Origin of the sequence: Pedobacter sp. (genome assembly GCF_965279535.1) — a bacterium.
Taxonomy (GTDB): Bacteria; Bacteroidota; Bacteroidia; order Sphingobacteriales; family Sphingobacteriaceae; genus Pedobacter.
On record NZ_OZ257244.1, the window covers coordinates 952,270 to 978,685 of the forward strand.

Genomic DNA, 26,416 nt, shown 5'->3' on the forward strand with positions numbered 1-26,416 from the left:
TAATAGATTCCTCCGCAGCCGGAATGAAATATTGTCTTTTACATTTGAATTAAGCTGAATTCAGCTTCAATTATCCCATCTTATCTAAAATTATACTTCAATCCGATCTCAAATTCGCCATTAGCATAGTTTTGCAATCCGGAAGTATTGGTGGTATACATTACCAGGATGGCTAAATGGTTTTGATAGGTTGTTCCGGCCCCAACAGAAAAGCTATCGCTACTGTGGTAAATGCCACTGAGTAAAAGTTTATTGCTCCAGAATTGTGTATTCACACCCAGGTCAATAATATCTCTGTAATTATCTATCCCCCTGTAACTGAATTTTGGTTCAATGACGGTCAATACTTTATTGGGATTAATAAATTTATAACTTACCGCAGCAAAATAGGTTGCCCTATCCACCACTGTTCTTGATAAATCCCGATTAAAAAAGCGTTTCATATTGGGTAATGCAGCCTGGATATTCAAGTTTTGATTGCGAAAAGCGATCCCGAAATCTCCGTCAAAGTATAACTTACGCTGGTTGAAATTAGTTAAGGAGATATCGCTCTGATCACCTCTGATTTTACTAAAATCGATCCATTCATTCATAATCCCTGCTGAGAGGCCAAAGTCTAAGTAACTAGAGCCACTGCTTAGGGGCAAGTGATATGCATAAGTTCCTTTTAAACTTGTACGCTGAATAACTCCGGCATTTTCATTATAAAAGGATACGCCTGCTCCAACCTTACTGTTTTCTGAGCCATAAGCTGCTGTGACCGCCTGCATGGAAGGTGCTCCTTCTATAGATGTCCATTGTGCTTTATATCCAGCATTGGCTTCCCAACCTTTTTCTATTCCCGCCATAGCAGGATTACTAAGATAAAGGTTTTGATAATACATGCTACCCATCGGGTTAAGCTGCGCAAAGCTTGTCATGCTGATGCTAATCATCAAACATGTGATCAAAATTCTTTTTGTTTTCATCTTTATACGTTTAGCAAAGTCGCGATCAGTTTTTTAGTTAAAAACTGATCGCGACTGGTTTAATCTCTTATTGTTGACCTACTATTGTGATGTATCCTTTTCTTACTCCTATTCCCGGACCGAAATCGATGATAAAATAGTAAGCGCCTTCCGGTAATACTGTCCCTCTGAAAGTACCACCCCAGCTATTATCATACCCTTTCATTTCGAATACGCTTTTTCCTGAACGATCGAATACTTTTACAGTATTGTTTGGATACATATCAATATTCTCTACTTTCCAGGTATCATTTTTACCATCGCCATTTGGCGTAAGTATATTCATGATATTGAGTACCTGGAAGTCAGCCCTTACTTCCAGATTGAAGCTCCTGGTACTGCTTCTTCCGTATTGGTTAAATCCGGTAACGGTGTAGGTTGTATTTTGAGATGGTCTAACCGTTAATGTTGCGGTGTTTTGTCCGCTGATAATCCCGTTGGCATTTGACCATTGGTAAGTTAAGGCTCCGGTAGCGGTTAGTGTTGCAATTTCGCCTTTACTGATGCTGTTGTCCTTGTTACTAGAGATATTAATTACTGGTGGCGGATTCTCATTTACAGTGAACGACTGTACCACATTTGTTGCGGCCTGGTAATCTGAATTACCCACCTGACTTGCAGTAATATTAGTTACTCCCGCTTTTAGTATTTCTACCTGATTACCATTAATGATTCTGGCTACAGTTGGGTTACTGCTGGTGTAAGTTACCGTTAAACCTGAACTGGCTGTTGCGGTTAAGGTAAAGGTACCATCAGTATCTAATTTATTAGGCAAGGCAGCAAATGTGATGGTTTGGGTTGTCGGGTTCACCGTAAGGGTTCCAGCGACATAAGTAATGCTGTAGTTTGCTCCTACTGCTCCACTTGCCGTAATTGGATAATTACCTGCTGTAGAGGTTACCGTAGCTGTAGTACTTAATACCACCGGACTGGTTAACACTGCAGCTGTTTCTGTTCCTACAAAACCACTATAAGTAGCGGTAAGTGCCGGATTAGCCACACCAAAGTTTCTGTTTTTATTTTCAGCTGTGATTACTAAAACTTTTCTGGTGATTTGAAGGTTCGCTGGCACATAGGTAATGCTATAGTTTGTACCTGCCGTAAGCGTATTTTGACCAATTGCATAAGTACCTACCCCTTCACCGGTTGCTCTGCTCAATGCACCTGTAACATTATCGCCGGCTGCTAATGCAGCTGCAGATAAGGTATAAGTTAAAGCAGGGTCAGTTTCACCATAAACTTTGGTTTTAGCTTCTGCTGTAACTGTAATTGGTTTTGCAGTAATATTGGCAGTTGTTGTAGCTAGACTAGCCAGTGTATAGTTAGCTGCCTTTGCTCCTGACAAAACTAAGCCAGCTCCTGTTACCACTTTTGCTGTTCCTACGTTTTTATCTTCAAAGGTTGCAGTGCCACCAGTTAAATTTACATCTGCTACATCTGCTGCTAATACACCAGTTAAGCTTCTTGCAGAAATAGCAGCGGTAGTGTTACCATCATAAACTTTGCTGCTGGCGGTAATGCTGCCACTAACCGCTTTTGCAGTGATAGAAGCAGTTGCTGTGGCTACACTGGTTAAAATGTAGTTAGCTGCCTTTGCTCCAGTAATTGTCATACCCGCAGCAGTTACTACTTTAGCAGTACCCACGCTGGCATCAGCAAAAGCTGCTGTTCCACCTGTTAAGTTTACATCTGCAACATCTGCGCTTAAAACACCTGTTAATGTTCTGGTTAATACCGTAGCGGTAGTATTGCCATCATAAACTTTATTGCTGGCTGTAAATACCCCTGTAATGTTTCTGACACCGATATTTGCTGTTGTAGTTGCTACGCCTGTTAAGTTATAGTTAGCAGATTTTGAACCTGTCAAAGTCATACCTGCTGAAGTTACCGTTTTCCCCGTACCAATATTGGCATCTGCAAAAGTTGCTGTTCCACCTGTAAGGCTAACATCGGCTGCATCAGCAGTTAACACGCCTGTTAAGGTTCTGGTTAAAATACTTGCTGTGGTATTTCCATCATAAGCTTTATTATCAGCTGTAAACGCGCCTGCAATATCCTTAGCGGTAATATCTGCTGTTGTATTGGCTATTGATGTTAAAGTATAGTTTCCTGCTTTAGTGCCCGATAAGACTAAACCTGTTGCCGTAACTGTTTTACCAGCACCTTTATTGGCATCGGCAAAAGTAGCTGTACCACCGGTTAAAGTAACATCGGCAACATCGGCAATTAATACGCCTGTTAGGGTTCTACCTGAAATGACAGCCGTGGTATTGCCATCGTAAACTTTATTGCTGGCTGTTATATTTCCGGTAATTGCTAAGCCAGTAATATTAGCTGTTGTGGTAGCTACACCTGTTAAGCTATAGTTACTTGCTTTTGCTCCCGTAATGCTCATACCAGCTGCTGTTACCGTTTTACCTGTACCAACATTAGCGTTAGCAAACGCAGCTGTTCCACCAGTTAAGCTTACATCGGCAACGTCAGCTGTTAATACGCCTGTTAAAGTTCTGGTTAACACAGTTGCTGTTGTGTTGCCATCATAAACTTTATTATCGGCAGTAAAGTTTCCGGTGATATTTTTAGCCGTAATATTTGCGGTTGTTGCATTTACTGTGCTAATATTATAGTTGGCTGCTTTTGCTCCGGCTAAAACTAAACCTGAAGCATTTACTGCTTTGCCTGTACCTACATTTTCATTATTGAATGTAGCTGTTCCGCCGTTAACAGATACATCTGCCGCATCTGCAACCAATACACCTGTTAGGGTTCTGGTTAAAATAGCTGCTGTTGCATTGCCGTCATACACTTTGTTATCGGCTGTAAAGCCTGCGGCAAGGTCTTTGGCAGTAATATCTGCTGTGGTTGTGTTCAGCAGGGATAAAGTATAGTTAGCAGCCTTTGTTCCTCCTAAAGTTAATCCCGTAGCGGTAACTGTTTTTCCAGTTCCTTTATCCGCATTTGCAAAAGTAGCTGTACCACCATTTATGGTCACATCAGCAGCATCTGCCGGAAGCACACCGGTTAAGGTTCTGGTTAAGATGGTTGCTGTATTATTGCCATCGTAAACTTTATTACCCGCAGTAAAGTTAGCGGTTAAGGCCAAGCCTGTAATGTTGGCTGTAGTAGTGACAACACTGGTTAAGTTATAGTTTTCTGCTTTAGTTCCGCCCAGGATCATGCCGGTTGAGGTAACTGTTTTACCTGTACCTACAGTTGCTGTAGCAAAAGTAGCGGTACCACCAGTTAAAGTTACATCAGCAACATCAGCTGGTACTACCCCGGTTAAGCTTCGGGTTAAGATGCTTGCCGTGGTGTTACCATCATAAGCTTTATTAGCTGCCGCGAAGGTTCCGGTGATATCCTTAGCTGTAATATTGGCTGTAGTAGTATTTACAGCAAACAAGGTATAATTACCTGCTTTAGCACCAGTTAATACCATTCCGGTTGAGCTAACCTCTTTACCATTTCCGGTATTGATGCCTCCAAAGATTGCTGTTCCACCGGTTAAGGTTACATCGGCCGCATCGGCTGGCAATACACCTGTTAAAGTTCTGGTTAAAATTGTTGCCGCATTGGTACCGTCATACACTTTATTAGCAGCTGTAAAGCTACCTGTTAAGGGCAATCTGGTAATGTTAGCGGTTGTTGTTGCAACAGACGACAAGGTATAGTTACCTGCTTTCGCACCTCCCAAGGTCATGCCAGTTGAGGTAACTGTTTTGCCTGTAGCTGCATCGGCAGTAGCAAAGCTTGCTGTTCCACCATTCAAGGTAACATCAGCTACATCGGCAGGTAAAACACCTGTTAATGTTCTGGTTAGTACAGTGGCTGTAGTATTTCCATCGTAAACTTTATTATCGGCCGTAAAATTACCTGTTAACGCTAAGCCGGTAATATTGGCTGTAGTAGTGGCAACACTGGTTAAGTTGTAGTTTTCTGCTTTAGTTCCACCCAGGGTCATGCCGGTTGAGGTAACTGTTTTACCTGTACCTACAGTTGCTGTAGCAAAAGTAGCGGTACCACCGGTTAAAGTTACATCAGCAACATCAGCTGGTACTACCCCGCTTAAGCTTCGGGTTAAGATGCTTGCCGTGGTGTTACCATCATAAGCTTTATTAGCTGCTGCGAAGGTTCCGGTGATATCCTTAGCTGTAATATTGGCTGTAGTAGTATTTACAGCAAACAAGGTATAATTACCTGACTTCGCACCAGTTAGTACCATTCCGGTTGAGCTAACCTCTTTACCATTTCCGGTATTGATGCCTCCAAAGACTGCCGTCCCACCTGTTAAGGATACATCGGCCACTTCTGCTGGTAATACTCCTGTTAAAGTTCTGGTTAAAATTGTTGCCGCATTGGTACCATCATACACTTTATTAGCAGCTGTAAAGCTACCTGTTAAGGGCAATCCGGTAATGTTAGCGGTGGTTGTAGCAACAGACGATAAGGTATAGTTACCTGCTTTTGTACCTGCTAAGGTCATGCCTGTTGAGGTTACTATTTTGCCTGTAGCTACATCAGCAGTAGCAAAGCTTGCTGTTCCACCATTCAAGGTAACATCAGCTACATCGGCTGGTAAAACACCTGTTAATGTCCTGGTTAGTACGGTGGCTGTAGTATTTCCATCGTAAACTTTATTATCGGCAGTAAAATTACCCGTTAATGCTAAACCTGTAATGTTAGCCGTAGTAGTACCTACACTGGTTAAGTTGTAGTTAGCAGATTTTGTTCCGGATAGTGTTAATCCTGTTCCGGTAACTGTTTTACCTGTACCTACCAAAGCATCTGCAAAAGTTGCCGATCCACCTGTTAAGGTCACATCTGTTTCTTCTCCGGTAACCACTCCGGTTAAGGTTCTGGTTAAAATATTGGCTGTGTTACTACCATCATATACTTTATTGCCTGCGGTGATACTACCCGTAATATCTTTAGCGGTAATGTTGGCGGTTGTGGTATTTACTGCAGATAATGTATAGTTACCGGATTTCAACCCTCCTAAAGTCATGCCTGCTGAAGTTACGGTCTTCCCGTTGGCTGCATTGGCATTGTCAAAGGTTGCCGTTCCTCCGTTTAAGGTAACATCTGCAACATCTGCGGGAAGGACTCCGCTAAGTGTTCTGGTTAATATGTTGGCGGTATTGTTTCCGTTATAAACTTTATTATCGGCAGTGAAATTACCAGTTAAGATTAAACCTGTAATATTGGCTGTTGTAGTGGCTACACTTGTTAAGTTGTAATTACCTGCCTTGGTGCCATTCAAAGTCATTCCGCTTGAAGTAACTGTTTTCCCCGTACCTACAGTAGCGGTTGCGAAAGTAGCTGTACCACCTGTTAAGGTTACATCGGCAACATCAGCTGCCAAAACACCTGTTAGATTTCTGGTTAAGATGTTTGCACTTGTGGTACCATCATACGCTTTGTTATCAGCGGTGAAAGTTCCGGTGATGTCTTTTGCTGTAATGTCTGCTGTGGTACTGGCTATCGAAGCTAAGTTATAATTAGCCGCTTTTGTTCCTGTAAGTGTAATGCCTGTTGCTGTTACTGTTTTCCCAGTTCCTTTATCTGCATTTGCAAAAGTAGCTGTACCACCAGTTGCAGTAACATTAACAACATCTCCTGCCAATACGCCCACTAACCCTCTCGTTGTAATGGTTGCTGTATTATTACCATCATATACTTTACTACTTGCTGTAATAGTTCCGCTGATATCTTTTGTTGTAATGTTTGCTGTGGTTGTACTTACTGACGATAAGGTATAGTTACCTGCTTTTGTACCTGCTAAGGTCATGCCTGTTGAGGTAACTGTTTTGCCTGCAGCTACATCAGCAGTAGCGAAACTTGCTGTTCCACCCGTAAGGTTAACATCTGATACATCTGCTGGTAAAACACCTGTTAATGTCCTGGTTAATACCGTTGCTGTAGTATTTCCATCGTAAACTTTATTATTGGCAGTAAAAGCACCTGTTAAAGCCAGACCTGTAATGTTACCGGTGGTTGTAGCGCTTAGCGTAGTCAGATTATAGTTATCTTTTTTAGTACCTGCTAAAACGAAAGTATTTACAGTAATCGTTTTTCCTGTAGCTACATCAGGGTTGTTATAGCTTCCAGAACCAGTTACAACAACATCGTCTGCACCAACCTTACCTGTTAGGTTATAATTACCTGCAGCTAAATTTGCTGTTGTAGTGTTATCGTAAGTCTTAGTGATAACCGGGGCAGCATTTAAGGAAAGTGTAAGATCTTTCTTACTTACGGTAAGTGTTTTGGTAACTGTTGTTGCTGCATTATAGTTGGCATTTCCTGCTTGTGTAGCTGTTATTAAACTCGTACCTGATCCAACGATGGTTACTGTATTTCCTGAGATTGTAGCAACTGAAGGTGTACCAGATGAATAGGTTACTGGAAGATTTGCATCAGAATTAGCCGCTAATGTAAAGTTAGCATCTCCATAAGTTTTAGTTTGATCGGCAAGTGTAATGGTTTGATCTGCTTTGGCGATAGCAACGGTATAAGACCTGGTACCGGTATTTGCTGCCGCACAATTGTCGGTTGCCTTAATCTCAAAGGTATATGATCCTACCAAAGTAGGTGTTCCGGTGATTGCACCAGTTGCTGCTGTTAACGACAGGCCGTTAGGTAATACACCTGAATTCACAGTATAAGTAAACGTACCGCTACCACCTGAAGTGATATTTGCTATCTGGCTATATGGAGTGTTATAGGTTCCATTGGCAGGCAATGTGCTATTAAAGGTTAAGATTGGATTAACCAAGGTTAATGTTCCTGCATTTGAGGTCAGGCTATTCGCACCAGAAAGCACAACCCTATATTTACGGCCACCAAGAGTTGTTGCATTTGTTATGGTTAATGTGGCAGTTTTAGTACCTGTATATAGTCCTCCCTCTGCCAGATTATTAAAAGTTGTCCCGTTTATGCTTTCCTGCCATTGGTAAGCACAAACATTAGTCGCTACTATAGTAAAAGTTGTTGAAGCGCCCTGGCAGACAGCATTCTGATCTGCAGGATGGGTGGTAATATTCACACCATTTACAGTATAGGATTCTGAAGTAACAATAGGCGTCCAGTAATTTCCGTCACTTCTAATTTCCCAGTTAGCAGCATTATTTAATGCTGCAAGAAGCTGAGTTGCCAATCCGGTTTTCAAAAACGCAATTTTGTTATATCTTGCAACAGGAGCGGCAGGAAAAGCAGGGTCACCTGGATCTGCATATTTTATACCCAGATTTTGAGCACCAGTGGCCAGTGATGCTGGTAACATCGATTTATCAGCTCCTAAAGTCGTAATTGCTAATGTAGCATCCCAGTTACTTCCTGCTAAAGGATCTCTATTTATGCTAATTCCTGCTAAAAATGTAGGGCTCGCAACTGAATTTACAAATGCAAACAGCTGATCACCAGATATCTCAGCCAAACTCATATGTTCTGCCGGACTAACACCTGCCACTAATGTATTATAAGAATCTTGTTGAATAGTAACTACTCCCCTTGGTGTTCCACCTTGTGCTTTAGCACTCAGATTGTATTTACAGGTTATAATTACCTCTGTTCCTGCCGCATAAGCTACATCTGCTGTCCATTTTAAGATCGCATCACTCCGTCCCCTTTCTGCGGTTTGAAAAGAATTCGCACTGGTCCAACCTAAATCGGTAAAATAAATTACCTGACCTGCGGGTATATCTTTTAATAACATAAACGAGAAAGCATCATCAACTGTGTTGCCATTTACACCATCATCAAGCTGATTATAACCTGTGAAAACGAGATCGCCTGGGCCAAGCGTACACTGTGCAGAGGCAGAAAATCCAATGCATATAGCCAGGCAAAAAGGTACAAGGTACCTTAAGAGTTGTTTACGTAAGAGTGCTTTCATAGAGAGCGCTAGTTAGGGGATAATTAATTATAAATATGCTATGAACAGAGGTAAGTATTCAACCATCCAGTTGAAATGCCTGTAATTTTCTGTTCGATCATTCTATTTAAAGATTCTTCTACTTCTTTTAAATCGAGCGTATGAAGGTGTTCAGTTTCTCCTGCTGTAATGCGTACATCATACAGCGGGGCAATATACTGGTGGCTTGCCACATGCAATTGCATATTTCCTTTAGCACCAGTGAGCAGTTTATCAGAAAGTATTTTAATTATATTTTGGGGATTAGATTTATTCATTTCCCATAATTCGGCAACAGCTTGAAGGATCACTGCTGTATCCCAACCCAATACGCCAAAACTATCCGGCATTCTTCCGGTGCGGGTTTGAAATGATGTACAGTACTGTTCATTTTGAGCTAGTTTATTACCGTAGAACCAGGAAGTATACCCCTCTACAGTTAAATTTACTGTATCTTTTAGTATACTTGATTCTTCAATCATTACAGGACTTCCGTAGAAAATAGCGTCTGAACTTAATGTTTCCTTATTTATTTGTGCATGTATTTCGGGAACCAGTTCACCACTCAACACGGTTAAGAATGCTTTTACATCTTGCTCTTCCGATAAGAATGATAACAGCGGTGAAGCATCGAAATTATCCTTAAACTGATTTCCAACTAAATTGAATACTAATTTCTCTCCTGTTTCCGAGAAAGAAGCTGAAATAGAATGACAAACAGAATATCCTCCGTCATAATAAGAACTAATAAAAGCAGCCTTTTGATGTAATTTAGCAGCCTTTTCACCTGTACACCAACTACTCAATGAAGTGCTTAAATGGTGATGAATTACATTCGGATGCGCTTCCCATGATGTTGGATATTTAGCCCCATGATTAACTACAATAAGTAATTTGTTTAAAGCTTTTACCAATGAAAATAGTCCTTCAATAATCGGAAAATCTGCAAAGACAACAAGTAAATCAACCTGATGCTGCATAAAAAGTTCCTCGGCCTTTTGCTCAATAACTAAAGGATCGGTTCCAAATCCGATATTAGCAGTTACACAAATAATATCCTCAGATAACTGGTTTAGATCTGTAAACGCATGAAGTCCATCCAGAAAGCTATAAGCAATTATTGGATGGGTAGTGGAGCGTGGTAACAGTACACCTACTTTCATTTGTTTAACGAGTTATTATTTAAATACTATTGTTGCGGATAAACTCCAAATAAGGAAATGATAAAACTAATGGCCACATAAGGCTGCATATTTTCATGCGGTTGTGATCCCCCTGCGATACCAATAGAAGTAGTTGAAGTAAGTGGAGCCATTTTCCCTCCACCTGCAGTCTTACTAAAAAATTTCTTTAGCGGTGCAATACCGATGGCATGATTGTCTGGTGATGCGAAGTTTCCTGCCGAATCTCCACGGGTCATGATTGTAAGTTCACCACCAACAGTATGGGCATGAGCAGGTATTTGGTTAACACTCAAAGTAACGGACTCCACTCCGGCCATCTCTCCAATTTGATATGTTGTGCCGAAAGTACCCGTGCCCATGTGCATAGGAACACGACCGTTGAGATTGGGTAACCCAAAAGTTTCCTGTCCATCTCCACCATAGGTAGTTCCAATCAGATTAAACAGGGTGTCATTCTCTGCGATTGACATTAACTGTCCATTGCAAAACGCCCATCCTACAGGTGCAAAATTTCCTGCAAATATTCTTATTTCACCGATATAAGGTTGTGCCATAACTATATTTTAAAAAGTTTAAGACCTTTGCGGAAATATTCCTTGCAAGGCAATAACAAAGGTAACAGCTAAATAAGGCTGCCTGTTATTATGAGGAAGCCCTCCTCCGGCCGGATCCGTATTTGGGTTTAAAGCTACGTTCAATGGAGTCATAAAATTGGGACCTTCTGTACTTGCATACAAATCTGTAGTTGTAGTTGCCGGCAAAGATCCTACAGCTGTAGCCGTAAGTGGCGTAGTACCGGTGTTCATTGCAACCTGCAGCGTTTGGTGTGTATGAGCAGGAAGTTCACTTGTGATTAAGGTTACTGCCGCAGCTCCAGCTGTTTGCCCGATAAAATATTCTGTTCCGCTGGTACTCTGCCCATGTCCAACGGGAGCTGCACCTTGTAAATTGGGTAAAGCAAAAGTTGATTTACCATCACCTCCATAATTAGTTCCCAATAGCGAAAACAATGCGGTATAAGATGAAATCGGCAATAACTGCCCGTCGCACGTTGCCGTTCCGGTCATCGCAAAATTTCCGGCGAACATAAAGATTTCGCCTACAAAAGGACTTGATGCCATATTCTATTAGTTAATTACGTGAAGGAAATATGCCCTGAAGAGCGATAATAAAATTAAGTACTGTATAGGGCTGCATATTGGTATGCGCCTGCCCCCCGCCAATACTCCCGGTAGTAATTGGCGCTATATTGCCCATACTCGTATCGGGTAAGTTGGTAAACCTTTTGGTTTCGCTTGCGTTGGTTGCGAAATAATTATTTTCCGGAGTTTTTTGATTGGCTACGGTTCCGGTTTTTGCCTTTACTTCTCCCGGAACAACACCATGAACATGTTGGCCTAATTCACTAATAGTTAAGGTATGGCTTTCTGTCCCGGCCTTTTCACCAAGCGTAATGTTATTACCTGAGTGTAATGGAATTCGACCACGAAAATCAGGTAACGCAAACGTAGTGATACCATTCCCTCCGTAGGTTGTACCTAAAATACTGAAGAGCGCTTGATTAGTATTTATTGGCATAAATTGTCCGTTGCACGTTGCCCAGCCTCTGGGAGCAAAGTTAAAGGACACAATACTTATTTCGCCAAGGTATTGATCGTCTGCTGGCATGATGTATAATAGTTTGGATGATTTATGTGTAAATGTAAAGCAAAGTTTTTACATTGAATAAAAAATTTATTAAAATCACAATAAATAAGTATTTGTGTCGTTGCAATGCATTTTATTCATTTTTTTTCACAACATTTACACTAAATTATTTACGCCCTATGCAATTTAAACGCAGGTCATTCCTCAGAAACGCATCTATTTTGGCCGGAACGGCATTTTTAGGTTCTCCAATCGAATCTCTTGGTGCAATCAATAAATCTATCAATAACTTAACTAAGGGTAATACCGTTAGCATCTTTCATACTGCCGAACTGAATGGGAAAATCATTCCTAACAACGATCTAATTGGAGGACTTCAGGAAATTCATAATGTGATCAATCGATCTGAAACATCTGGTTTGATATTAGATGCAGGCAATTTTATGGATCGTTCATTTTCATCAGACATTATCTACCAGATGAATAAAACAGGATACCACGCTGTAACTGTTGGAAGTAATGAACTTATACATGGCCTGGCTAAATTTGAACAAGTAATAGCAGAAGCAAGCTTCCCGGTTGTAAACTGCAATTATACATTTGAATCTCCATCCAAAATAAGGCCTTATTTAATCATCCAGTCTGGTAAACTTAAAGTTGGTATTACCGGTGTTGGAGAAGAGATAAATAAAGCTGGTTTAACCTTTCACAATCCTTATGATCGTGTTAATAAAATAACGAAAATATTAAAAGAACAAGAAGGTTGCGATCTTATTATTTGTCTGTCTGCTCTTAACACCAACAATAAAATTTTTAACAACCAGGGTCTGGCAGCTGCTTCTAAATATGTAGATTTTATTATAGGTGCTAGAGGCAACAAAATACAAAACGGCGCATTGATTTTACAGAATGTAAGTAAACAGGAAGTAATCCTAAGTTCTTCCAGCTACAATGGATTAATTCTCGGAAAAACAACCTTTGGATTTAATAACGATAAAGTTCGTAATCATTTCGACCATGAATATTTAATTCCGGGCGCTCCTTTCAAGAAAAACTCTATGCAGGCGCATAAATTATATCATGAGCTAACATCTGAGCTAGTTTAATTTCAAGGTTCTATCTCGGTCATTTCTGGTAATTGGTAAGATAGAACCTGGCTTCTAACCTTAGAAAATTTTTCCTTTCCAACACGTAACTCAAACTACTTTTAACATCAGAAGTTTTATATCGAGTAATTGGCATATCTCAATAATCACCAATAAATATAATTATTCAATTGCAGCTGCCATATATTCCTGATTCATAATTACATCCCCGATTTCTATACTGGCTTAACTCTTACACCTGTCCTGCTATCTCCTTCTACATCTGCGTGGTTAAAATTTAAATATTTACTAAACCAAAGCACAGGTTAAAAGGTTCTAAATATAAACCCATTAATATTTAAAGCCATGGAAAACAACGAATATCAAAACCAGCCAGAAGGAGAAGAAATTCCAAATATCGAACAGTTTCAGGTACACAGAACGGATACTCATCCCGGAGAACCAAAAGAAGAGACGCCAACCGATCCTGACAATACAGGTTATACTGAAGCGGAAATACCTTTTGCAGATGGAGAAGGAACCAGATTAGATGAGGAAATTGATGATGATGAAACCAACCTCGATAACGAATTTGAAAATGATGATGATCTCAATATTGACGATGACCTTGATGTGGAGAATGATAAAGGTGACGATCTTTATAAATAAGACTGGACATTTTTGACATCAAAGTTTATCATATTAAAAGAGAATGTAAGCCGTAGTTTATGGCATGCATTCTTTTTCATATCTAAGCCTGGCCACAACTTAATAAGCCAACCGCTCAATTAGAAATCTTCCTGCTATCCCGGATATATGGCTTGTTGATTGAGGACATGCAAGCTAAATAACGTTATAAAACCATACATCCTATCCTGCTGTCCAACTAAAACGACCTGTTTTTACTACAAGAAAAAATTATTTTATTCAAAACCACCGACATTCTTAACCGTTACAAATCATTAAAAAACAATCAGTTAACACGACTGCGTAGATATGCGTATCGATAAGATTGGCTTTAAGCATTCTCTTTGTATAATTTTACCCGTAGTTACAAGGTTCGTCACCTATGACTAAACAATCTGAACTAACAGAACTGATTAGCGTAACTACACTTAGCCATGCTGGTAATTAACGTATAAATAGGGGATGATTTACTTTACGTGACCAGCATGGCTTTTTTTATTAAAACACCAGCAAATCTGAAATTGTTTCTGCGCACACTTTCTTCTTCTATAAAAATTCTTTTACCTACTGCAAATCAACCGCTTACAAAAACAGCGTAGAACTGCGTAGTCAATTATTTGTACAAAATATTCATCCTGACTTTATTTGTGTTAATCCTTAATCATTTATTAATCTAATAAGCAAAGAAAAACATATCCCATTTAAAGATTTTTTTATTTGCCAAAAATCGCCACCTCATCATTATGGATACCACGAAATATACTGTTAATGAAATTGTGTTACTGGTTCAATCTTTTTATAAAGGAGAAGAGCCAACCGAAATTTGTGAACAACTTGAAATCGACATTACCATTTTCAATCAATGGATTAGAACCTACGGCCAGGTAGCAAACAACCTGCTCCATTTAAATGAAGAAAATGAACGTTTGAGGCAAATGTTTGTGAATTTGAGTTTGTCCAATCAAAGCTTACGTGAGGCTTTGGATAACCTAACCACCACCGATGCTTCTTCTGTTCTAAACAGGTTGAAGGCAAAAAACAGTAGATAATATGATTTTAAGTCAGGAGATTTCTTAATGTAAGCAGATTTTCTGTTGCGGCGCCAATGGTATTGTTAAAATAGATGTAAACATCTTTTTCCTGCGCTAACCACTCTTGCACATAGCTTGCATACTCTGTAAGGATGGCTTCATCGTAGCTACCTCTGAAATCTCCTGTAGGTCCGTGAAAACGCAGGTAGCTAAAGTTAGCTTCTAAATCCCACATTGGTGATGATTGCGATCTGTGATCGTGAAAAACCAATGCCAATTCTTTGTCATTCATCCAATCTTTAACTTCTGTTGTATGCCAGGAGCGGTGTCTGAATTCTATTGCAAGATTCCAATCTACAGTATCATATTCCCTGATTAAATCTATAAGTCGCTGAAATTGGCTGAAGGCACTTATATCTTGTGATGGTGGAAGCTGAATAAGTAAACATCCCTTCTTCTGTCCTGCTGCCGATATGGCCAACATAAAATGTTCCAGCTGGTAAGGATCGAAAATGAGCCCTTTAGTGTGGGTAATATCTCTTAGCAGCTTAAAAGTAAATTTAAAATCCCTGCCTGTTTCTTCAGCCCATCTGCCAACTGTTACTGCTCTCGGCATCTTATAAAACGAACTGTTAATTTCGATTGAATTATAAAGGTGTGCATAATAATGAAGTCTGCTTGCCGTTTTGAATGCCTCTGGGTAAAAACTTTTATTTGGCACAGGCAATACCAGTCCGCTGGTACCTAAATAAATCTTTGCATCCACGTTATTGGCTTGCGTTATATTCAATATATCATTTCCCATGTCAATCATAAGGGATTTAATCAGGAATCACGGTTCTTCTTCCTCCGTGTTTATTAAGTAATAAAAGACTGCAACATACTGCTCCCAGTATCGCGGAACCCCATAAATCCATCTTTTTCCTTTTGGATATGCTTTTATAAAAACTCGATGCCGTTAGCAAACATAACGCAGCAATTTCTACATCAGAAACTGTAATTTCTCCCTTTTTCCTTTTACTTACGAGTACCGAACGCACTCCTTTATCAATTAGAACTAAGTTTTTAGCGATATATTTACCTAAACGGTTACGTGATACACCTAAGGCTCTTTGCAACAAATACCACAACTCTGTTTGAAGGTGTGCCGTTGTTTGTGCTTCCTTTACGGGTAAGGTTACTTTCATATGTACAATTTATTTGCTGAAGATGTGGAATGATTAAATTATGGAATGTATGAATGAACCAGCAACAATGACTAATGACCAATAAACTAATGAACTACCCTATCCAATTCTGCTTTTAAACCATTAATCTGAACCTGATACTTATTGGCAAATTTGCTTACAGTTTCATCAGTTGAACTGGCTGCCTTACCAATCAATTCTTGAAAGCGTTTAAAATCTGAAGTTGATGCCTTGATGTAAGCACTATCAAAATCCTTTCCCTTTAGCTTGGTAAGTTGAATTACACCTGCGGGTATTTCTTTCTCTTTAATTTTGCCTTGCTTAACTAAACCAGTATTTCCCGCCTCGCCAACTGATTTTTGGTTTCTACTGGTATCCTTAAGGTTTTCTGGTGAAGAATCAATCCTACCATCCGGGCGTTGGCCACCCTGAGGCTTTTCAGTAGGTAATGCAATCTGTTTGGATTTTGCCAGGGCCAATAAATCCACCTCTAAAGGGATTAGGGAATCAATTACTTTTTTGCTCCAGGTTTTAATCCCGGTATCATTAGTCTGCTCTACCGCCAAACCAGCCAGTTGCTTCTGCTTGCGGACTAAAATCAGCATGTCGCCCAACCAAAGTGCGGTTTTTGTTGTATCCGGCTTTGCTTTAATCTTGTTACTTAATAAAAAATCATTCTTTTTGAAAGAGGTAGCACTTACCGACAGGTTGCTCAATAACAGAAAAGCACCTAAAATACATCCAAAACTCAATAAGGTTATTGTTTTCATATCATTTCTCCCTTTTATATTACAACCCTGCTTATGTACAGAAAGTTTGAAATAGATGAAGAAATGAATATGGGAAGTATTATTGAGAGAGTGAGTGAAGGAATAAATTAGTAAATGATAAAAGGAATCATAACTAATAAACTAATGATTGAGAAACAAATGACTAGTGCCCAATGCCCAATGACTAATGACTAATGGCTAATGGCTAATGCCTAATAACCAAAAACAGGAATCAGCAATAACTCAATCATCAATTTAAAAAGAGAGGATGACCAGAATCACCAACGTCACCCCCCCGGTTATAGTTAACTAAACTGCATAAATGACGTATGAATATTGCGTCCGTTGCATCAATTACAGTTTAATCTACAGTTTTATGCTTGTGGAGGTTTAACATCCGTTATTTTAAAAACTTTTAACCCTGCCGGAACTTTCCATTGCACAGTTTCCCCTTTTCTAAAGCCAATTAAAGCTGCTGCAATTGGCGTTAATACAGATATTTTTTTTGCTTTGATATCGGCATGTTGCGGCAGTACAATAGTAAGTTCAGTGGTTTCCCCTGTACTTGCCTCTGTTATCCAAACCCTTGAATTTAACCTGATGGCATGGGGAGGAAATGCATCATCTTTGATGATCATCGCTCGGCTTAACTCTGCTGAAAGCGACATTTCATTTCCTGACGATTTGCTGAAATAAGGTTTCAACAGATTGTAATCTTCCTGGGTAATGATTACCGGATTGTTTTCGTTTAAATTCATGTCTCTCGTGTTTTATTGTTACTAGAATAGATTTGTAGATTAAATGCTTCCTTCAATTCAAATCAGAGCAAAGCGGTTTTTGAGAACTCAAAGTTCTGAATAGCTAAAAAAAGACTGAAAAAGGAAAAGCAGAAATAAGGATACCTGGTTTATTTACCCCAAGATCAAATACTGCGTTTTAAAGACTTGGGGCGATGGTATCAAAATCCTTAAAAGAAGGAATACAGAATAACCCGCATAAAAACACAGCTGCGATAGGTTCGCAAACAGGCTTAGCCTTAGCACCAAGCACTTGATTAGCTTTAAGGCCAATTTCTGGTTCGATATGTTGACTATTATTTGTCACTATACTCAAATATAAGCTTTATAAGTCCGGAGGCAAATTTTAAGCGTACTTCCCTGCTTATCTATTCAAAAATTTACATGGCAATAGGAAAAGGCATCCATGATAGTTTTTTTCATTAAAGTTAGATAATGATATTTCTATAAAAAACTAAATATCAATACTACTACTAACACAATTCCAGCCCCAATCCATACATCGATGTAATCTTGATTAATACAGTGATTGAGTATATCATTAGGCTTAGGCTCTGTAGATTGAGGCAACATAACTAATAAATATTTCCTCGTAAATCTTCCAATATTCGCCAGTATGAATTGAAAAATAATTGCTTGCAAAAATTCAAATAGGACTTCCATAATCAATGAGCATGTATTAAAACATGACCAGGATTAGATGAAAAACTGTAGATTTTGTTAAATGTTTTCTAAAGAAAAAGCTTCCAGATTTTTAAGGCTAATATAACAAGTCCGATAATAACAATATATGGCCAGTACTTTTTCGACGAGCCCAACCCGGGATTATTCGAAAATCTGAGCATGATTCCTAACGCCAATAAGCAGATCGGTCCCAGTAAGGAGATTACAATATGAAAGTTCATTTATTTAGATTGTGGATTCAAAAAAAATAAGAAACAATATTAGTCAAAAAGGTGTGATTATTCGCATTAAAGGCGTAAAAACCACACCATTTTTGGACTAAATCATTTTGCCATTATCTTTTACTAGTAAATAATATGTAGTTTTCCTAAGCGATCATCAGCACCCCATGATTTATTTTATGGGTTTTATGACAATAGATTCTAAGCTTGATGAAGTAGGCTCTCCTTCCACCAGAGCGACCGTTAGCGTATGTTTTCCTGCTTTTTTAAAGGTTAAAATCCCCATTGGATAAGTGTTATATTTTTCTGTTGCCGGCTGCTGATTCTGCACAATTATACCTTCATCGGTAGTGGTTTTCCATACCAGCTTACCTTTTCCTTTGTAATTTAATGAAAGGTAGTAGTGGCCTGGTTCTATCACATCAACAGTCCATGTAGCGGCAGACTCTGGCTTCCAGTCGTTCATCTGAATAACGTGCTTCCATTCTCCAAACTTTTCCATCCACCTTACAGGTTTTCGTGTAATACCTTTCAGGCTTGCAAAATCGGCCAGGAGTGTTGTTTGGTGTTAAGCACATCGGGTAAGAACGTTGGTCTGTTAAAACGCAAGCCTCCGGAATAGGTAATTTTTTCCTTCTGATCCTTTCCCCCTTTCTTAGTTGTTACCAAAATAACACCAAAAGCACCTCTGGCACCATAAATTGCAGCAGAAGCAGCGTTTTTCAAGACGGTAACACTTTCTAAACCAACAGGATTAATCAGGTTTAAACTGCTGGGCATACCATCTACCAATACCAGTGCAGCCCCCGCTAATTGAGGTAATGCCGCGCACATTTTCATCGTTAACCTTACCGTTAACATCAAGGAAGGCAAAAATCGTTACAGTGGTGCTTTTATAAGCATTAACCAAACCCAGTGCAGACATACTTCAGGGGAATTATAACAATGGGATAGTGTAAATATAAACATTTAAAAACCGAATAATAGAAACTGAAAACAGCACATCAACAAATAGCAGTATTCAACACATTCTCTATTTATAAAAAAATAACCCTACGACAAACAACTATTGAGATGCTTTAAACGGGGCAAAAAATCAACATATGTATTAACAAGCCTAACATCCTAAAAATTTCATCGGCAAATCCTTGATGATTTACAGCTTAAATTACAACAATAAATAAACAGACTTAGTGTAAAACAAACAACTCTAAAAATTGCCAATATCACACAATCATTGGCACATATTCCTGATAAACAAGTGATTAATTTCAGGTGTTCACGTATTAGATAATCACCTAACGAACTGTGGTTTAAACATTATTGAACTTCTTTTTCTTTAGAAATTCACATCTGGTGGAAAACTTTTAGCCCGCTGCTACTGTTGTATTTTTCAAATTTGGACCATCAACATAACAAACCGAATGAACCCGATTACCAACGACACTGAGTACAGGAATGTAATTTCTCGCATTAGACAATTAGAATCACTTAAAAACCCTGGTTATCTTTCCCAGCAAGAACTTGATAGTTTAAAAACTGAAGCTGCGTTATACGAATCATGCCGATATGATTTTGTACGCCACCAAATAAATAACATCCAGGGATTTCTATCTGCTTAGCAGGTACTTTATATGGAGAGATATTTCAAACCTTGATTTTCACTAAGATTTTGATAAACGTCATCAAAATAATGCATGTTTTATCTTAATATTTAAATACAATTCGGAACTTTACTGAGTTGTATTGCTCATGAATCTAGAAAATAAGTTTGGCAAAGATAAGTGGAAGGATTTTGGTGGTTGCTCTCCACTAATTGCTGTATTTAAGAATTTCCATCCCCTAAACAAAGATATTGAATCCATTATCAATGAATATACCTTTCCGGTTACTTTTGAAAAGAATAAACATATCGCTTCTCCCTTAAAACGCAACCGATATATTTTCCTGATATTAAAAGGTGTTGTTCATGGTTATCTGAAAATGGGGAATAAGAAAATTACGACCTGGATTACCGTAGAAAATGATCTGGCTGGTACCATCAGAAACCTTTGGACTGATGAGGCTTCTGAAGAATATATAGAAACCATTGAGCCGGTATTGGCTATTGCAGTGCCGCATGAAATGTCGAGGTTATTGTATAATAATTTCGATATAGCCAATTACGTGGGACGAAAGATGACCGAAATTTATTATCGCAGTGCTTCAGAAAGAGCATTTTTATCGCGTATTCCAACAGCCAGGAAGCGTTATGAACGCTTTTTAAAATCTTATGGCTATCTGGCAGATCGTGTACCTCAGAAATACATTGCTTCTTTTTTGGGTATTCGGTTAGAAACATTGAGCAGAATAAAAAGCACACCTTAATAAACAGTAAGGGCAAAATAAAATATCAATAAATTGGTTACACTTATCAATATTATCCCATATTTGCCTAAAACTCATCATTAAATCACATGGCTGAAGCGGATAAAAGGTATGCAGTAATCACCGGAGCAAGTAAAGGGATAGGTAAGTCTATAGCCAAATCACTGGCAAAACGTGGATATCATTTGTTACTTATTGCCCGGTCAGAAGATGAACTTACACAGCTGGCACAAGAAATCAGCCTTCAATATCAGGTGGAGGTGAATACCTTTCCGATAGATTTAGCCCTAAGTGATTCGGCTAATGCGGTAGTCGATTGGATTAACCAACATGAAAATAAAGTAACTATTTTGATTAACAATGCAGGTTATGGCTTATGGGGTTCCTTTGCTAATCTTAACCTGGAAGAACAATTGCAAATGTGCCGGTTGAATATGGATACTGTTGTGCAACTTTGCCACCTGCTGCTTCCGCTGCTGTTAAGAGAAAAACAATCTTATATCCTTAATGTGGCTAGCACTGCGGCCTATCAGGCTGTTCCAACCCTGGCTATATATTCTGCAACCAAATCATTCATACTTTCTTTTACACGTGCTTTGAGGTTCGAATTGAAAAACACACCTGTATCTGTTAGTTGCCTCAGTCCAGGGCCTGTTGATACGGGTTTTGCAAAACGCGCAGGACTGGATGCGTTTAGCAAAATGGCCGAAAAATTTAACATGAAGCCAGATCACGTGGCCGAAATAGCTGTAAAAGGAATGCTGGCAAAAAAATCCGAAATCATTCCGGGTTTCAGTAATATCATTAGTGTTTATGCCAATAGAATATTGCCAAAGGCAATGATAGAGAAAATTGCCGCAGGCATTTACAAAACCTAAACCACTGATTTAGAAAAAAATATTCATCTTTTTTCTTTGGAATATTAAAAAAGTATTATGTTTGTATTAAATACTACTAAATCTATAGATTATGTATAATAAAACAATCCCGTTTTATTTTCTTCCCATGCCAAGCCCTTCGCGAATGCGAATGTGTTGTTGCTGCGCATAATCTCTCCCCTACTAATTCTTTTTCTTTAAACTTTTAATCATTGCCCCATGGCCACTTCGTATCCTACCTTTACCCTATCTGATAGGCTGACTACAGAACAACTTGATTTCTTTCAGACACATGGTTTTATCCATTTTAAAAATTTCATCAAACCTGAAACAGTAGCTTCCATTATTGATGCTTCCAAGCAAGTAGAACAAAACTGGATTGAACAAGGAACAAAAAAAGTAAACGGTGTTCCTATTAAATACGGAAAAGACCTTGATGGATCATCTATTGTGCAACGTTTTGCTTTTATAAATCAGCACCATCAAACTTTGAGTGGCTTATTGCTTGACCCACGTTTTAACGGGCTTTTACAATTAGCTGGTGAAGGTGCAAGGCTGGGTACCGAAGAAAAAGACGGTATGGTTTTTAATCACTACATCAACGGACCGGAAAGCAAATTCAGTAAAATGGGCTGGCATACTGATGGTTTGAGAGATATCTTCTATGGCACCAAACTTAACCCTATGCTAAATGTGGGGATCCACCTCAGTACGCAGAAAATAGAAAATGGCGGATTAAAAATTATACCCGGTACACATAAGCAAAGTATTTACCAGATGCTTTTCCGTAAGAAATACTTTGTAGATAATAAGCCTGATCCGGAGGAGCTTTCTATTTTACCTGAAGCCGGAGATTTAACTATACATGACGGCAGGCTGTGGCACCGCGTTGCAGAATCATCCATTCGTGGAGAAGCCAGCCGACGAAGAGTGATTTACATTCCGATTATTGCTGGAAAATATGCACCGAAGAATGAGAATAGTCCAACCGTATTTTACCAGCGCTTTGCAGGAATTGTAAAATAACTTTATGCTGTTCATTCTTTTGTTCAGCTACCTGATCAGATCAGGTAAGTTGAAAAGGCAGGTGGCCTTTGTTAAAAATGTATCCAAAAGGATTAATCCGAAGAAATATAGACAACAGGCTGCCCTTGCTTCCGGCATGCTGTTACTGGAATTATTTTAATCCATCCGACGTTTGTTCAGCTTCTTGATATTACTTAAGATCAACTGCTTATCGGTATCTGTACTGGCCAACTGATGTGCTTTCTCAAAAGACTTTAGGGCTCTGGGGTTATCAATACCGGTGTAAAGATCGCCTAACAGAGAATAATAGAGGTGGTTATCTGATAGTTGAAGTTTTTCTGCTTCCATGATGGCTATGGCTTTACCCTTTACTTTAGCCAGGGCATAAGTTCTGTTCATGGCAACAACAGGAGAATATTCTAAAATGAGTAGTTGGTTATAAAGCTGCAGAATATTATCCCATTTTTCATCAGTATCAGCTTTATGTGTATGCCAATAAGCGATTGCTGCCTCTAAGTGATATTTGGTTAAGTTATCTCCCGTTGAAGCTTTATTAAGGTAATAAATTCCCCGTTCAATTAGTTCCTTATTCCACAGATGCTCGTCCTGATCATCGTATAATATGGCAGCCCCTTCAGTGTCTGTTCTGGCCGCGAATCTTGAGGCATGAAAACACATGAGGGAGAAAAGTGCATTTACAGCAGGGGTATTGGTATTGGGATTTTCTAATAGTAAGAAATTTAAACGCATAGCTTCTGCACAAAGGTCTTCTCTCAAGGTGATATTGTTTGACACGGAGTAATAACCTTCAGAAAAGAGCAGATATAAAGTAGTTAATACGGTTTCTAAACGGTGGCTAATTTCTGATAATTGAGGCTGTTCGATCCGAATTTGGTCTTCTTTTAGCTTTTCTTTTGCCCGTTTTATCCGCTTATAGACCGTTTCTTTATTGCTGAGAAAAGCATCGGCGATTTCCTGAACCCCAAAACCACACAATAGATTAAGTGCCAATGAAATTTGCGAAACGTTGGAAATTGCAGGATTGCAGATGGTAAAGATCATTGCCAACTGGCTGTCTTTAATATTCTGATCAGAAAGATCAAGCTGGATTTCTTCAACCTTTTCTGCATTGTACGCAATTTGTTTTACTAATTTTTGTTCAAAAACAGCATGGTGGCGGAGATGGTTCCGGGTTTTATTTTTAGCAACTGTATACAACCAGGCAGCTGGGTTTTCAGGAATTCCTTTTATGCTCCAGGATTCTGTTGCTGATAAAAAAGTATCACTCACTATGTCTTCGGCAGTTTCCATATGTTCGATGCCAAAAAGATAACAGAGTACCGAAACTATTTTCCGGTACTCTGTTCTGAATAAATGTGGAATAAGTTCTGATTCGTTCATCTTACCGGTTTAAGCCAAATTTATAAGGCATACGCCAAATCACTACTAAACTGCTGGTGTAACAGCCATCCGAACTTCTACATTTCCGCCCAATTCAAGTATGGGACAGCCCTGGGCTATTTCTACCGCCTCATCATAATCTTTTGCCCTAATGAGGATTAAACCGCCAATCGACTCTTTAATTTCGGCATAGGGACCATTGATTACATCTTTATCTTTCTTTACTACTCGTCCTTCTAAATCCCATCGTTGTAAGGGGCGTACCAGTTTATCCTGGGCTGCAATACTCCCAAACCAATCTTGCCATTGCTTAATTGATTGTTGCATCATTTCAGGAGAAGGCTGCTCTTCAGAGCTGCCAAAAGCTCTTCTGAAAATCAATAAAAATTCATTCATGATATTTTATTTAAGGTGATTAATTTAGTCATTTATCCGAACATACCTACTTTGTAGCTTCCCGGTGTATTGGGAAAAGAAATATTTAAGCGGTTCCAGGTGTTAATTGTTGTGATCACCAGGGTAAGTTCTATCATTTCCAATTCGGTAAAGTGCTTTGCCAGTTCCTGGTAAACATCATCCGGAACCACACAGGCTGTAACTGCCTCAGCCCAAGCCAAAGCTGCCCTTTCTCTATCGGTATAATAAGGTGTTTCGCGCCAGGCACTTAATCCATACAAGCGTTGCTCCGTTTCTCCCTTTGCCCGGGCTTCTTTCGCATGCATATCTAAGCAATACGCACATGCATTAATTTGTGATACACGAAAATGTACCAGTTCCTCTAATTCTGCACCCAGAGTAGACTTTTTCAGACTCATCCCCATATCGAAAAGTGGTTTTAAAGCATTCATTCCTTTTCCAAATACATTGATTCTCTTTTCCATTTTGATAATATTTTAATTGTTAAAAACCTAATGACACGCAGACTGTACCGAATTGGACATTTTTTCTATCTTTTTAATAAAAAAACCATAAGACACTCATAATAAGCATGTTAATTTTAAAATAAAATTCCACAGTTGGGGAATTTAAGTGGATAAAATTCCCCAAATATCCACAGATGTAAAACCTGGATCGCTGAGCGCCCATTCATATAAAGCAACTGTACCCATTCTGTTAATAAAAAAATGAGGCTTTACAGAAAGTGGGCAAACAAAAAGGGTTAATCACAACCCATTTGAGGAAAGCAATATTACTAATGGCTGAAATTTTGTATCAGCAATATTTTAAATTATAATCATATGGCTCATCCTAGAAATCTTAAACTGCCCTATAATTGTGTCATTCTTGATGATGATATCCTGGCCATCAGCGTTATTAAAAATTATATTTCGAGAATAGACAAACTGGAACTAAGCGGATGCTTTACGGATGCGGTAGAGGCTATGGCTGCATTCAGAACCTATGAAAAAATTGATTTCTTATTTTTAGATATCAGTATGGATGTTTCAGGGCTCGATATTGCCAGAATGTTAAGAGATCGTGTTTCTTATATTGTTTTTACTACTGCACACAGTCATTATGCAATAGATGCTTTCTCCAATGGAGATGGTTTTCTGGTTAAACCCATTGATTTTAAAAAATTTGATTATACGATTAATGAAATTTTGCATAAAAACACCAAACGCCAGCATACCACAATTTGGGATCGCGCTGAGAATTTGTAGTTTATGTTAAAATCTCATTAGGTAAATAAGATTAATAATTGCGGATTGTAATTCTGCACAAAACATTCAATGCCTGTAGATGTTTAAAGATTCATCACCTTAATCGAAAGATGAATATTGAAACAGATTTAAATATACCCTTCTACAAATGCTTTTCGGGAGATTAGCTTCAAATAGGCATAGTCTCCGTTAATTTGTTTGCGTTTTTTAATTTCATAAAGAAAATGCCCGCCCATATCTACAATCATCCTGCAACGGGCAGAAAACCAGGCTGTATGCGGATTCTTCCAGCAAAAAGAATAGTATTGGGCAGTCATCTTAATTCCCTGCATTTCGGGATGAGCGAAACTGATGGTTCGGGGTTTGAGTTTACCTGCATCAATATCTGCCTTACTCACCACGGCTAAATGATCAGAATGGCAAAATTCATAGGCCGCAAGCTTAGAATCATCTACATCAGGCAAGTGTTTCAGCAACCGGAATCCTTTAAGTTTTGCGCCATTTAATATCCAGACCAAATTGGGGTAAAAGGCCTCCCTACTGGCAATTTCTAAGGCAGTTATTGGCGAGTGCTGAAATTCAAGCGTAGTACCACAGGCTGTAAAAATATCGGCGCGATGCATCTCTCCAGAGGCCTGATCAATAAATACTTTTTCCCGGTAATGTTCTGGGAATGCCATTTTCCAATCCCGATGCCAGGGACTTTCTTTTCGATAAAATCTGGACACATCAGCCGGCATTACAGGCATGCCCATATCCCACAGCACTGCTTTGCGAACAGGCAACCGAGCGCTAAGCTCTTCAGTTTTCCATTCCATAAAATCTTACGCTAATCATTATGATTGAGGGCAAAATTACTAAAAAAATTAGT

At 39.0% G+C, this 26,416-nt stretch carries 23 protein-coding genes; 7 read left to right on the forward strand and 16 right to left on the reverse strand.

Annotated elements, in window-relative coordinates:
* Window positions 1-80: 80 nt before the first annotated feature.
* The 6 genes from ACQY77_RS03765 to ACQY77_RS03790 form a co-directional block, all read right to left on the reverse strand.
* Window positions 81-968, reverse strand: a complete 888-nt coding sequence (locus tag ACQY77_RS03765; protein ID WP_421939323.1) for a PorP/SprF family type IX secretion system membrane protein — start codon at window positions 966-968, stop codon at window positions 81-83.
* A 67-nt stretch (window positions 969-1,035) separates the two neighbouring features.
* The gene (locus ACQY77_RS03770; RefSeq protein ID WP_421939322.1) at window positions 1,036-8,898 is read right to left on the reverse strand and encodes a YDG domain-containing protein; all 7,863 of its coding nucleotides are present in this window, start codon (window positions 8,896-8,898) and stop codon (window positions 1,036-1,038) included.
* A 38-nt stretch (window positions 8,899-8,936) separates the two neighbouring features.
* Entirely contained in the window at window positions 8,937-10,079 is a 1,143-nt protein-coding gene (locus tag ACQY77_RS03775; RefSeq protein WP_421939321.1) for an ABC transporter substrate-binding protein, read from the reverse strand.
* Between the two features lie 26 nt (window positions 10,080-10,105).
* Window positions 10,106-10,654, reverse strand: coding sequence for a phage tail protein (locus tag ACQY77_RS03780; protein ID WP_421939320.1), 549 nt, complete (start codon window positions 10,652-10,654; stop codon window positions 10,106-10,108).
* 18 nt (window positions 10,655-10,672) lie between these two features.
* Window positions 10,673-11,221 carry a phage tail protein gene (locus ACQY77_RS03785; protein WP_421939319.1) on the reverse strand — a complete coding sequence of 183 codons (549 nt, stop codon included), beginning with the start codon at window positions 11,219-11,221 and terminating at the stop codon, window positions 10,673-10,675.
* A 10-nt stretch (window positions 11,222-11,231) separates the two neighbouring features.
* Entirely contained in the window at window positions 11,232-11,768 is a 537-nt protein-coding gene (locus ACQY77_RS03790; protein WP_421939318.1) for a phage tail protein, read from the reverse strand.
* A gap of 158 nt (window positions 11,769-11,926) precedes the next feature.
* On the opposite strand from ACQY77_RS03790, the gene ACQY77_RS03795 reads away from it, so the two are divergent.
* The 3 genes from ACQY77_RS03795 to ACQY77_RS03805 all read left to right on the forward strand — a co-directional run bounded on the left by ACQY77_RS03795 (window position 11,927) and on the right by ACQY77_RS03805 (window position 14,568).
* Window positions 11,927-12,853 carry a hypothetical protein gene (locus ACQY77_RS03795; RefSeq protein WP_421939317.1) on the forward strand — a complete coding sequence of 309 codons (927 nt, stop codon included), beginning with the start codon at window positions 11,927-11,929 and terminating at the stop codon, window positions 12,851-12,853.
* Between the two features lie 345 nt (window positions 12,854-13,198).
* On the forward strand, window positions 13,199-13,501 hold the full coding sequence (locus ACQY77_RS03800) for a hypothetical protein (RefSeq protein WP_421939316.1): 303 nt from the start codon (window positions 13,199-13,201) through the stop codon (window positions 13,499-13,501).
* Window positions 13,502-14,262: 761 nt separating this feature from the next.
* The gene (locus ACQY77_RS03805) at window positions 14,263-14,568 is read left to right on the forward strand and encodes a hypothetical protein (protein WP_421939315.1); all 306 of its coding nucleotides are present in this window, start codon (window positions 14,263-14,265) and stop codon (window positions 14,566-14,568) included.
* A 7-nt stretch (window positions 14,569-14,575) separates the two neighbouring features.
* Here ACQY77_RS03805 and ACQY77_RS03810 read toward each other — a convergent pair whose 3' ends face one another.
* The 6 genes from ACQY77_RS03810 to ACQY77_RS03835 form a co-directional block, all read right to left on the reverse strand.
* Complete coding sequence (locus ACQY77_RS03810; protein ID WP_421939314.1) at window positions 14,576-15,355, reverse strand: DUF72 domain-containing protein; 780 nt, start codon at window positions 15,353-15,355, stop codon at window positions 14,576-14,578.
* A 16-nt stretch (window positions 15,356-15,371) separates the two neighbouring features.
* Window positions 15,372-15,737 (reverse strand): hypothetical protein, encoded by a 366-nt coding sequence (locus tag ACQY77_RS03815; protein WP_421939313.1) that lies wholly within the window; start codon window positions 15,735-15,737, stop codon window positions 15,372-15,374.
* 86 nt (window positions 15,738-15,823) lie between these two features.
* Window positions 15,824-16,507: a hypothetical protein gene (locus ACQY77_RS03820; RefSeq protein WP_421939312.1), complete on the reverse strand. Its 684-nt coding sequence runs from the start codon at window positions 16,505-16,507 to the stop codon at window positions 15,824-15,826.
* A gap of 374 nt (window positions 16,508-16,881) precedes the next feature.
* Window positions 16,882-17,265: a GreA/GreB family elongation factor gene (locus ACQY77_RS03825; RefSeq protein WP_421939311.1), complete on the reverse strand. Its 384-nt coding sequence runs from the start codon at window positions 17,263-17,265 to the stop codon at window positions 16,882-16,884.
* Window positions 17,266-18,381: 1,116 nt separating this feature from the next.
* The gene (locus ACQY77_RS03830; RefSeq protein ID WP_421939310.1) at window positions 18,382-18,711 is read right to left on the reverse strand and encodes a hypothetical protein; all 330 of its coding nucleotides are present in this window, start codon (window positions 18,709-18,711) and stop codon (window positions 18,382-18,384) included.
* Between the two features lie 29 nt (window positions 18,712-18,740).
* On the reverse strand, window positions 18,741-19,070 hold the full coding sequence (locus tag ACQY77_RS03835) for a TonB-dependent receptor plug domain-containing protein (protein ID WP_421939309.1): 330 nt from the start codon (window positions 19,068-19,070) through the stop codon (window positions 18,741-18,743).
* A gap of 891 nt (window positions 19,071-19,961) precedes the next feature.
* Between ACQY77_RS03835 and ACQY77_RS03840 the strand changes: the two genes are divergently transcribed.
* The 3 genes from ACQY77_RS03840 (at window position 19,962) to ACQY77_RS03850 (ending at window position 22,480) form a co-directional block, all read left to right on the forward strand.
* Window positions 19,962-20,576: a Crp/Fnr family transcriptional regulator gene (locus tag ACQY77_RS03840; RefSeq protein ID WP_421939308.1), complete on the forward strand. Its 615-nt coding sequence runs from the start codon at window positions 19,962-19,964 to the stop codon at window positions 20,574-20,576.
* A gap of 89 nt (window positions 20,577-20,665) precedes the next feature.
* Window positions 20,666-21,454: an SDR family NAD(P)-dependent oxidoreductase gene (locus ACQY77_RS03845; protein ID WP_421939307.1), complete on the forward strand. Its 789-nt coding sequence runs from the start codon at window positions 20,666-20,668 to the stop codon at window positions 21,452-21,454.
* 219 nt (window positions 21,455-21,673) lie between these two features.
* Entirely contained in the window at window positions 21,674-22,480 is an 807-nt protein-coding gene (locus ACQY77_RS03850; RefSeq protein WP_421939306.1) for a phytanoyl-CoA dioxygenase family protein, read from the forward strand.
* A gap of 156 nt (window positions 22,481-22,636) precedes the next feature.
* Here the strand turns inward: ACQY77_RS03850 and ACQY77_RS03855 are convergent, their stop codons facing one another.
* The 3 genes from ACQY77_RS03855 to ACQY77_RS03865 are packed head-to-tail and all read right to left on the reverse strand — an operon-like array spanning window position 22,637 to window position 24,762.
* On the reverse strand, window positions 22,637-23,881 hold the full coding sequence (locus ACQY77_RS03855; protein WP_421939305.1) for an RNA polymerase sigma factor: 1,245 nt from the start codon (window positions 23,879-23,881) through the stop codon (window positions 22,637-22,639).
* A 45-nt stretch (window positions 23,882-23,926) separates the two neighbouring features.
* Window positions 23,927-24,277 (reverse strand): YciI family protein, encoded by a 351-nt coding sequence (locus tag ACQY77_RS03860; protein ID WP_421939304.1) that lies wholly within the window; start codon window positions 24,275-24,277, stop codon window positions 23,927-23,929.
* A 32-nt stretch (window positions 24,278-24,309) separates the two neighbouring features.
* The gene (locus ACQY77_RS03865) at window positions 24,310-24,762 is read right to left on the reverse strand and encodes a carboxymuconolactone decarboxylase family protein (protein ID WP_421939303.1); all 453 of its coding nucleotides are present in this window, start codon (window positions 24,760-24,762) and stop codon (window positions 24,310-24,312) included.
* A 357-nt stretch (window positions 24,763-25,119) separates the two neighbouring features.
* Here ACQY77_RS03865 and ACQY77_RS03870 point away from each other — a divergent pair, with 357 nt between their 5' ends.
* The gene (locus ACQY77_RS03870; RefSeq protein ID WP_421939302.1) at window positions 25,120-25,545 is read left to right on the forward strand and encodes a LytR/AlgR family response regulator transcription factor; all 426 of its coding nucleotides are present in this window, start codon (window positions 25,120-25,122) and stop codon (window positions 25,543-25,545) included.
* Window positions 25,546-25,673: 128 nt separating this feature from the next.
* Here ACQY77_RS03870 and ACQY77_RS03875 read toward each other — a convergent pair whose 3' ends face one another.
* Complete coding sequence (locus tag ACQY77_RS03875; protein WP_421939301.1) at window positions 25,674-26,363, reverse strand: competence protein; 690 nt, start codon at window positions 26,361-26,363, stop codon at window positions 25,674-25,676.
* Between the last annotated feature and the right edge of the window lie 53 nt (window positions 26,364-26,416).

Bases quoted from the DNA above. Each gene is read 5' to 3' on its own strand.
- ACQY77_RS03865 (WP_421939303.1), bottom strand. From the start codon at position 24,762: ATGGAAAAGAGAATCAATGTATTTGGAAAAGGAATGAATGCTTTAAAA.
- ACQY77_RS03810 (WP_421939314.1), bottom strand. From the start codon at position 15,355: ATGGGAAATGATATATTGAATATAACGCAAGCCAATAACGTGGATGCA.
- ACQY77_RS03820 (WP_421939312.1), bottom strand. From the start codon at position 16,507: ATGAAAACAATAACCTTATTGAGTTTTGGATGTATTTTAGGTGCTTTT.
- ACQY77_RS03825 (WP_421939311.1), bottom strand. From the start codon at position 17,265: ATGAATTTAAACGAAAACAATCCGGTAATCATTACCCAGGAAGATTAC.
- ACQY77_RS03870 (WP_421939302.1), top strand. From the start codon at position 25,120: ATGGCTCATCCTAGAAATCTTAAACTGCCCTATAATTGTGTCATTCTT.
- ACQY77_RS03830 (WP_421939310.1), bottom strand. From the start codon at position 18,711: ATGGAAAAGTTTGGAGAATGGAAGCACGTTATTCAGATGAACGACTGG.
- ACQY77_RS03855 (WP_421939305.1), bottom strand. From the start codon at position 23,881: ATGAACGAATCAGAACTTATTCCACATTTATTCAGAACAGAGTACCGG.
- ACQY77_RS03845 (WP_421939307.1), top strand. From the start codon at position 20,666: ATGGCTGAAGCGGATAAAAGGTATGCAGTAATCACCGGAGCAAGTAAA.
- ACQY77_RS03795 (WP_421939317.1), top strand. From the start codon at position 11,927: ATGCAATTTAAACGCAGGTCATTCCTCAGAAACGCATCTATTTTGGCC.
- ACQY77_RS03875 (WP_421939301.1), bottom strand. From the start codon at position 26,363: ATGGAATGGAAAACTGAAGAGCTTAGCGCTCGGTTGCCTGTTCGCAAA.
- ACQY77_RS03860 (WP_421939304.1), bottom strand. From the start codon at position 24,277: ATGAATGAATTTTTATTGATTTTCAGAAGAGCTTTTGGCAGCTCTGAA.
- ACQY77_RS03770 (WP_421939322.1), bottom strand. From the start codon at position 8,898: ATGAAAGCACTCTTACGTAAACAACTCTTAAGGTACCTTGTACCTTTT.
- ACQY77_RS03815 (WP_421939313.1), bottom strand. From the start codon at position 15,737: ATGAAAGTAACCTTACCCGTAAAGGAAGCACAAACAACGGCACACCTT.
- ACQY77_RS03835 (WP_421939309.1), bottom strand. From the start codon at position 19,070: ATGTTAACGGTAAGGTTAACGATGAAAATGTGCGCGGCATTACCTCAA.
- ACQY77_RS03800 (WP_421939316.1), top strand. From the start codon at position 13,199: ATGGAAAACAACGAATATCAAAACCAGCCAGAAGGAGAAGAAATTCCA.
- ACQY77_RS03790 (WP_421939318.1), bottom strand. From the start codon at position 11,768: ATGCCAGCAGACGATCAATACCTTGGCGAAATAAGTATTGTGTCCTTT.
- ACQY77_RS03785 (WP_421939319.1), bottom strand. From the start codon at position 11,221: ATGGCATCAAGTCCTTTTGTAGGCGAAATCTTTATGTTCGCCGGAAAT.
- ACQY77_RS03780 (WP_421939320.1), bottom strand. From the start codon at position 10,654: ATGGCACAACCTTATATCGGTGAAATAAGAATATTTGCAGGAAATTTT.
- ACQY77_RS03775 (WP_421939321.1), bottom strand. From the start codon at position 10,079: ATGAAAGTAGGTGTACTGTTACCACGCTCCACTACCCATCCAATAATT.
- ACQY77_RS03805 (WP_421939315.1), top strand. From the start codon at position 14,263: ATGGATACCACGAAATATACTGTTAATGAAATTGTGTTACTGGTTCAA.
- ACQY77_RS03840 (WP_421939308.1), top strand. From the start codon at position 19,962: ATGAATCTAGAAAATAAGTTTGGCAAAGATAAGTGGAAGGATTTTGGT.
- ACQY77_RS03850 (WP_421939306.1), top strand. From the start codon at position 21,674: ATGGCCACTTCGTATCCTACCTTTACCCTATCTGATAGGCTGACTACA.
- ACQY77_RS03765 (WP_421939323.1), bottom strand. From the start codon at position 968: ATGAAAACAAAAAGAATTTTGATCACATGTTTGATGATTAGCATCAGC.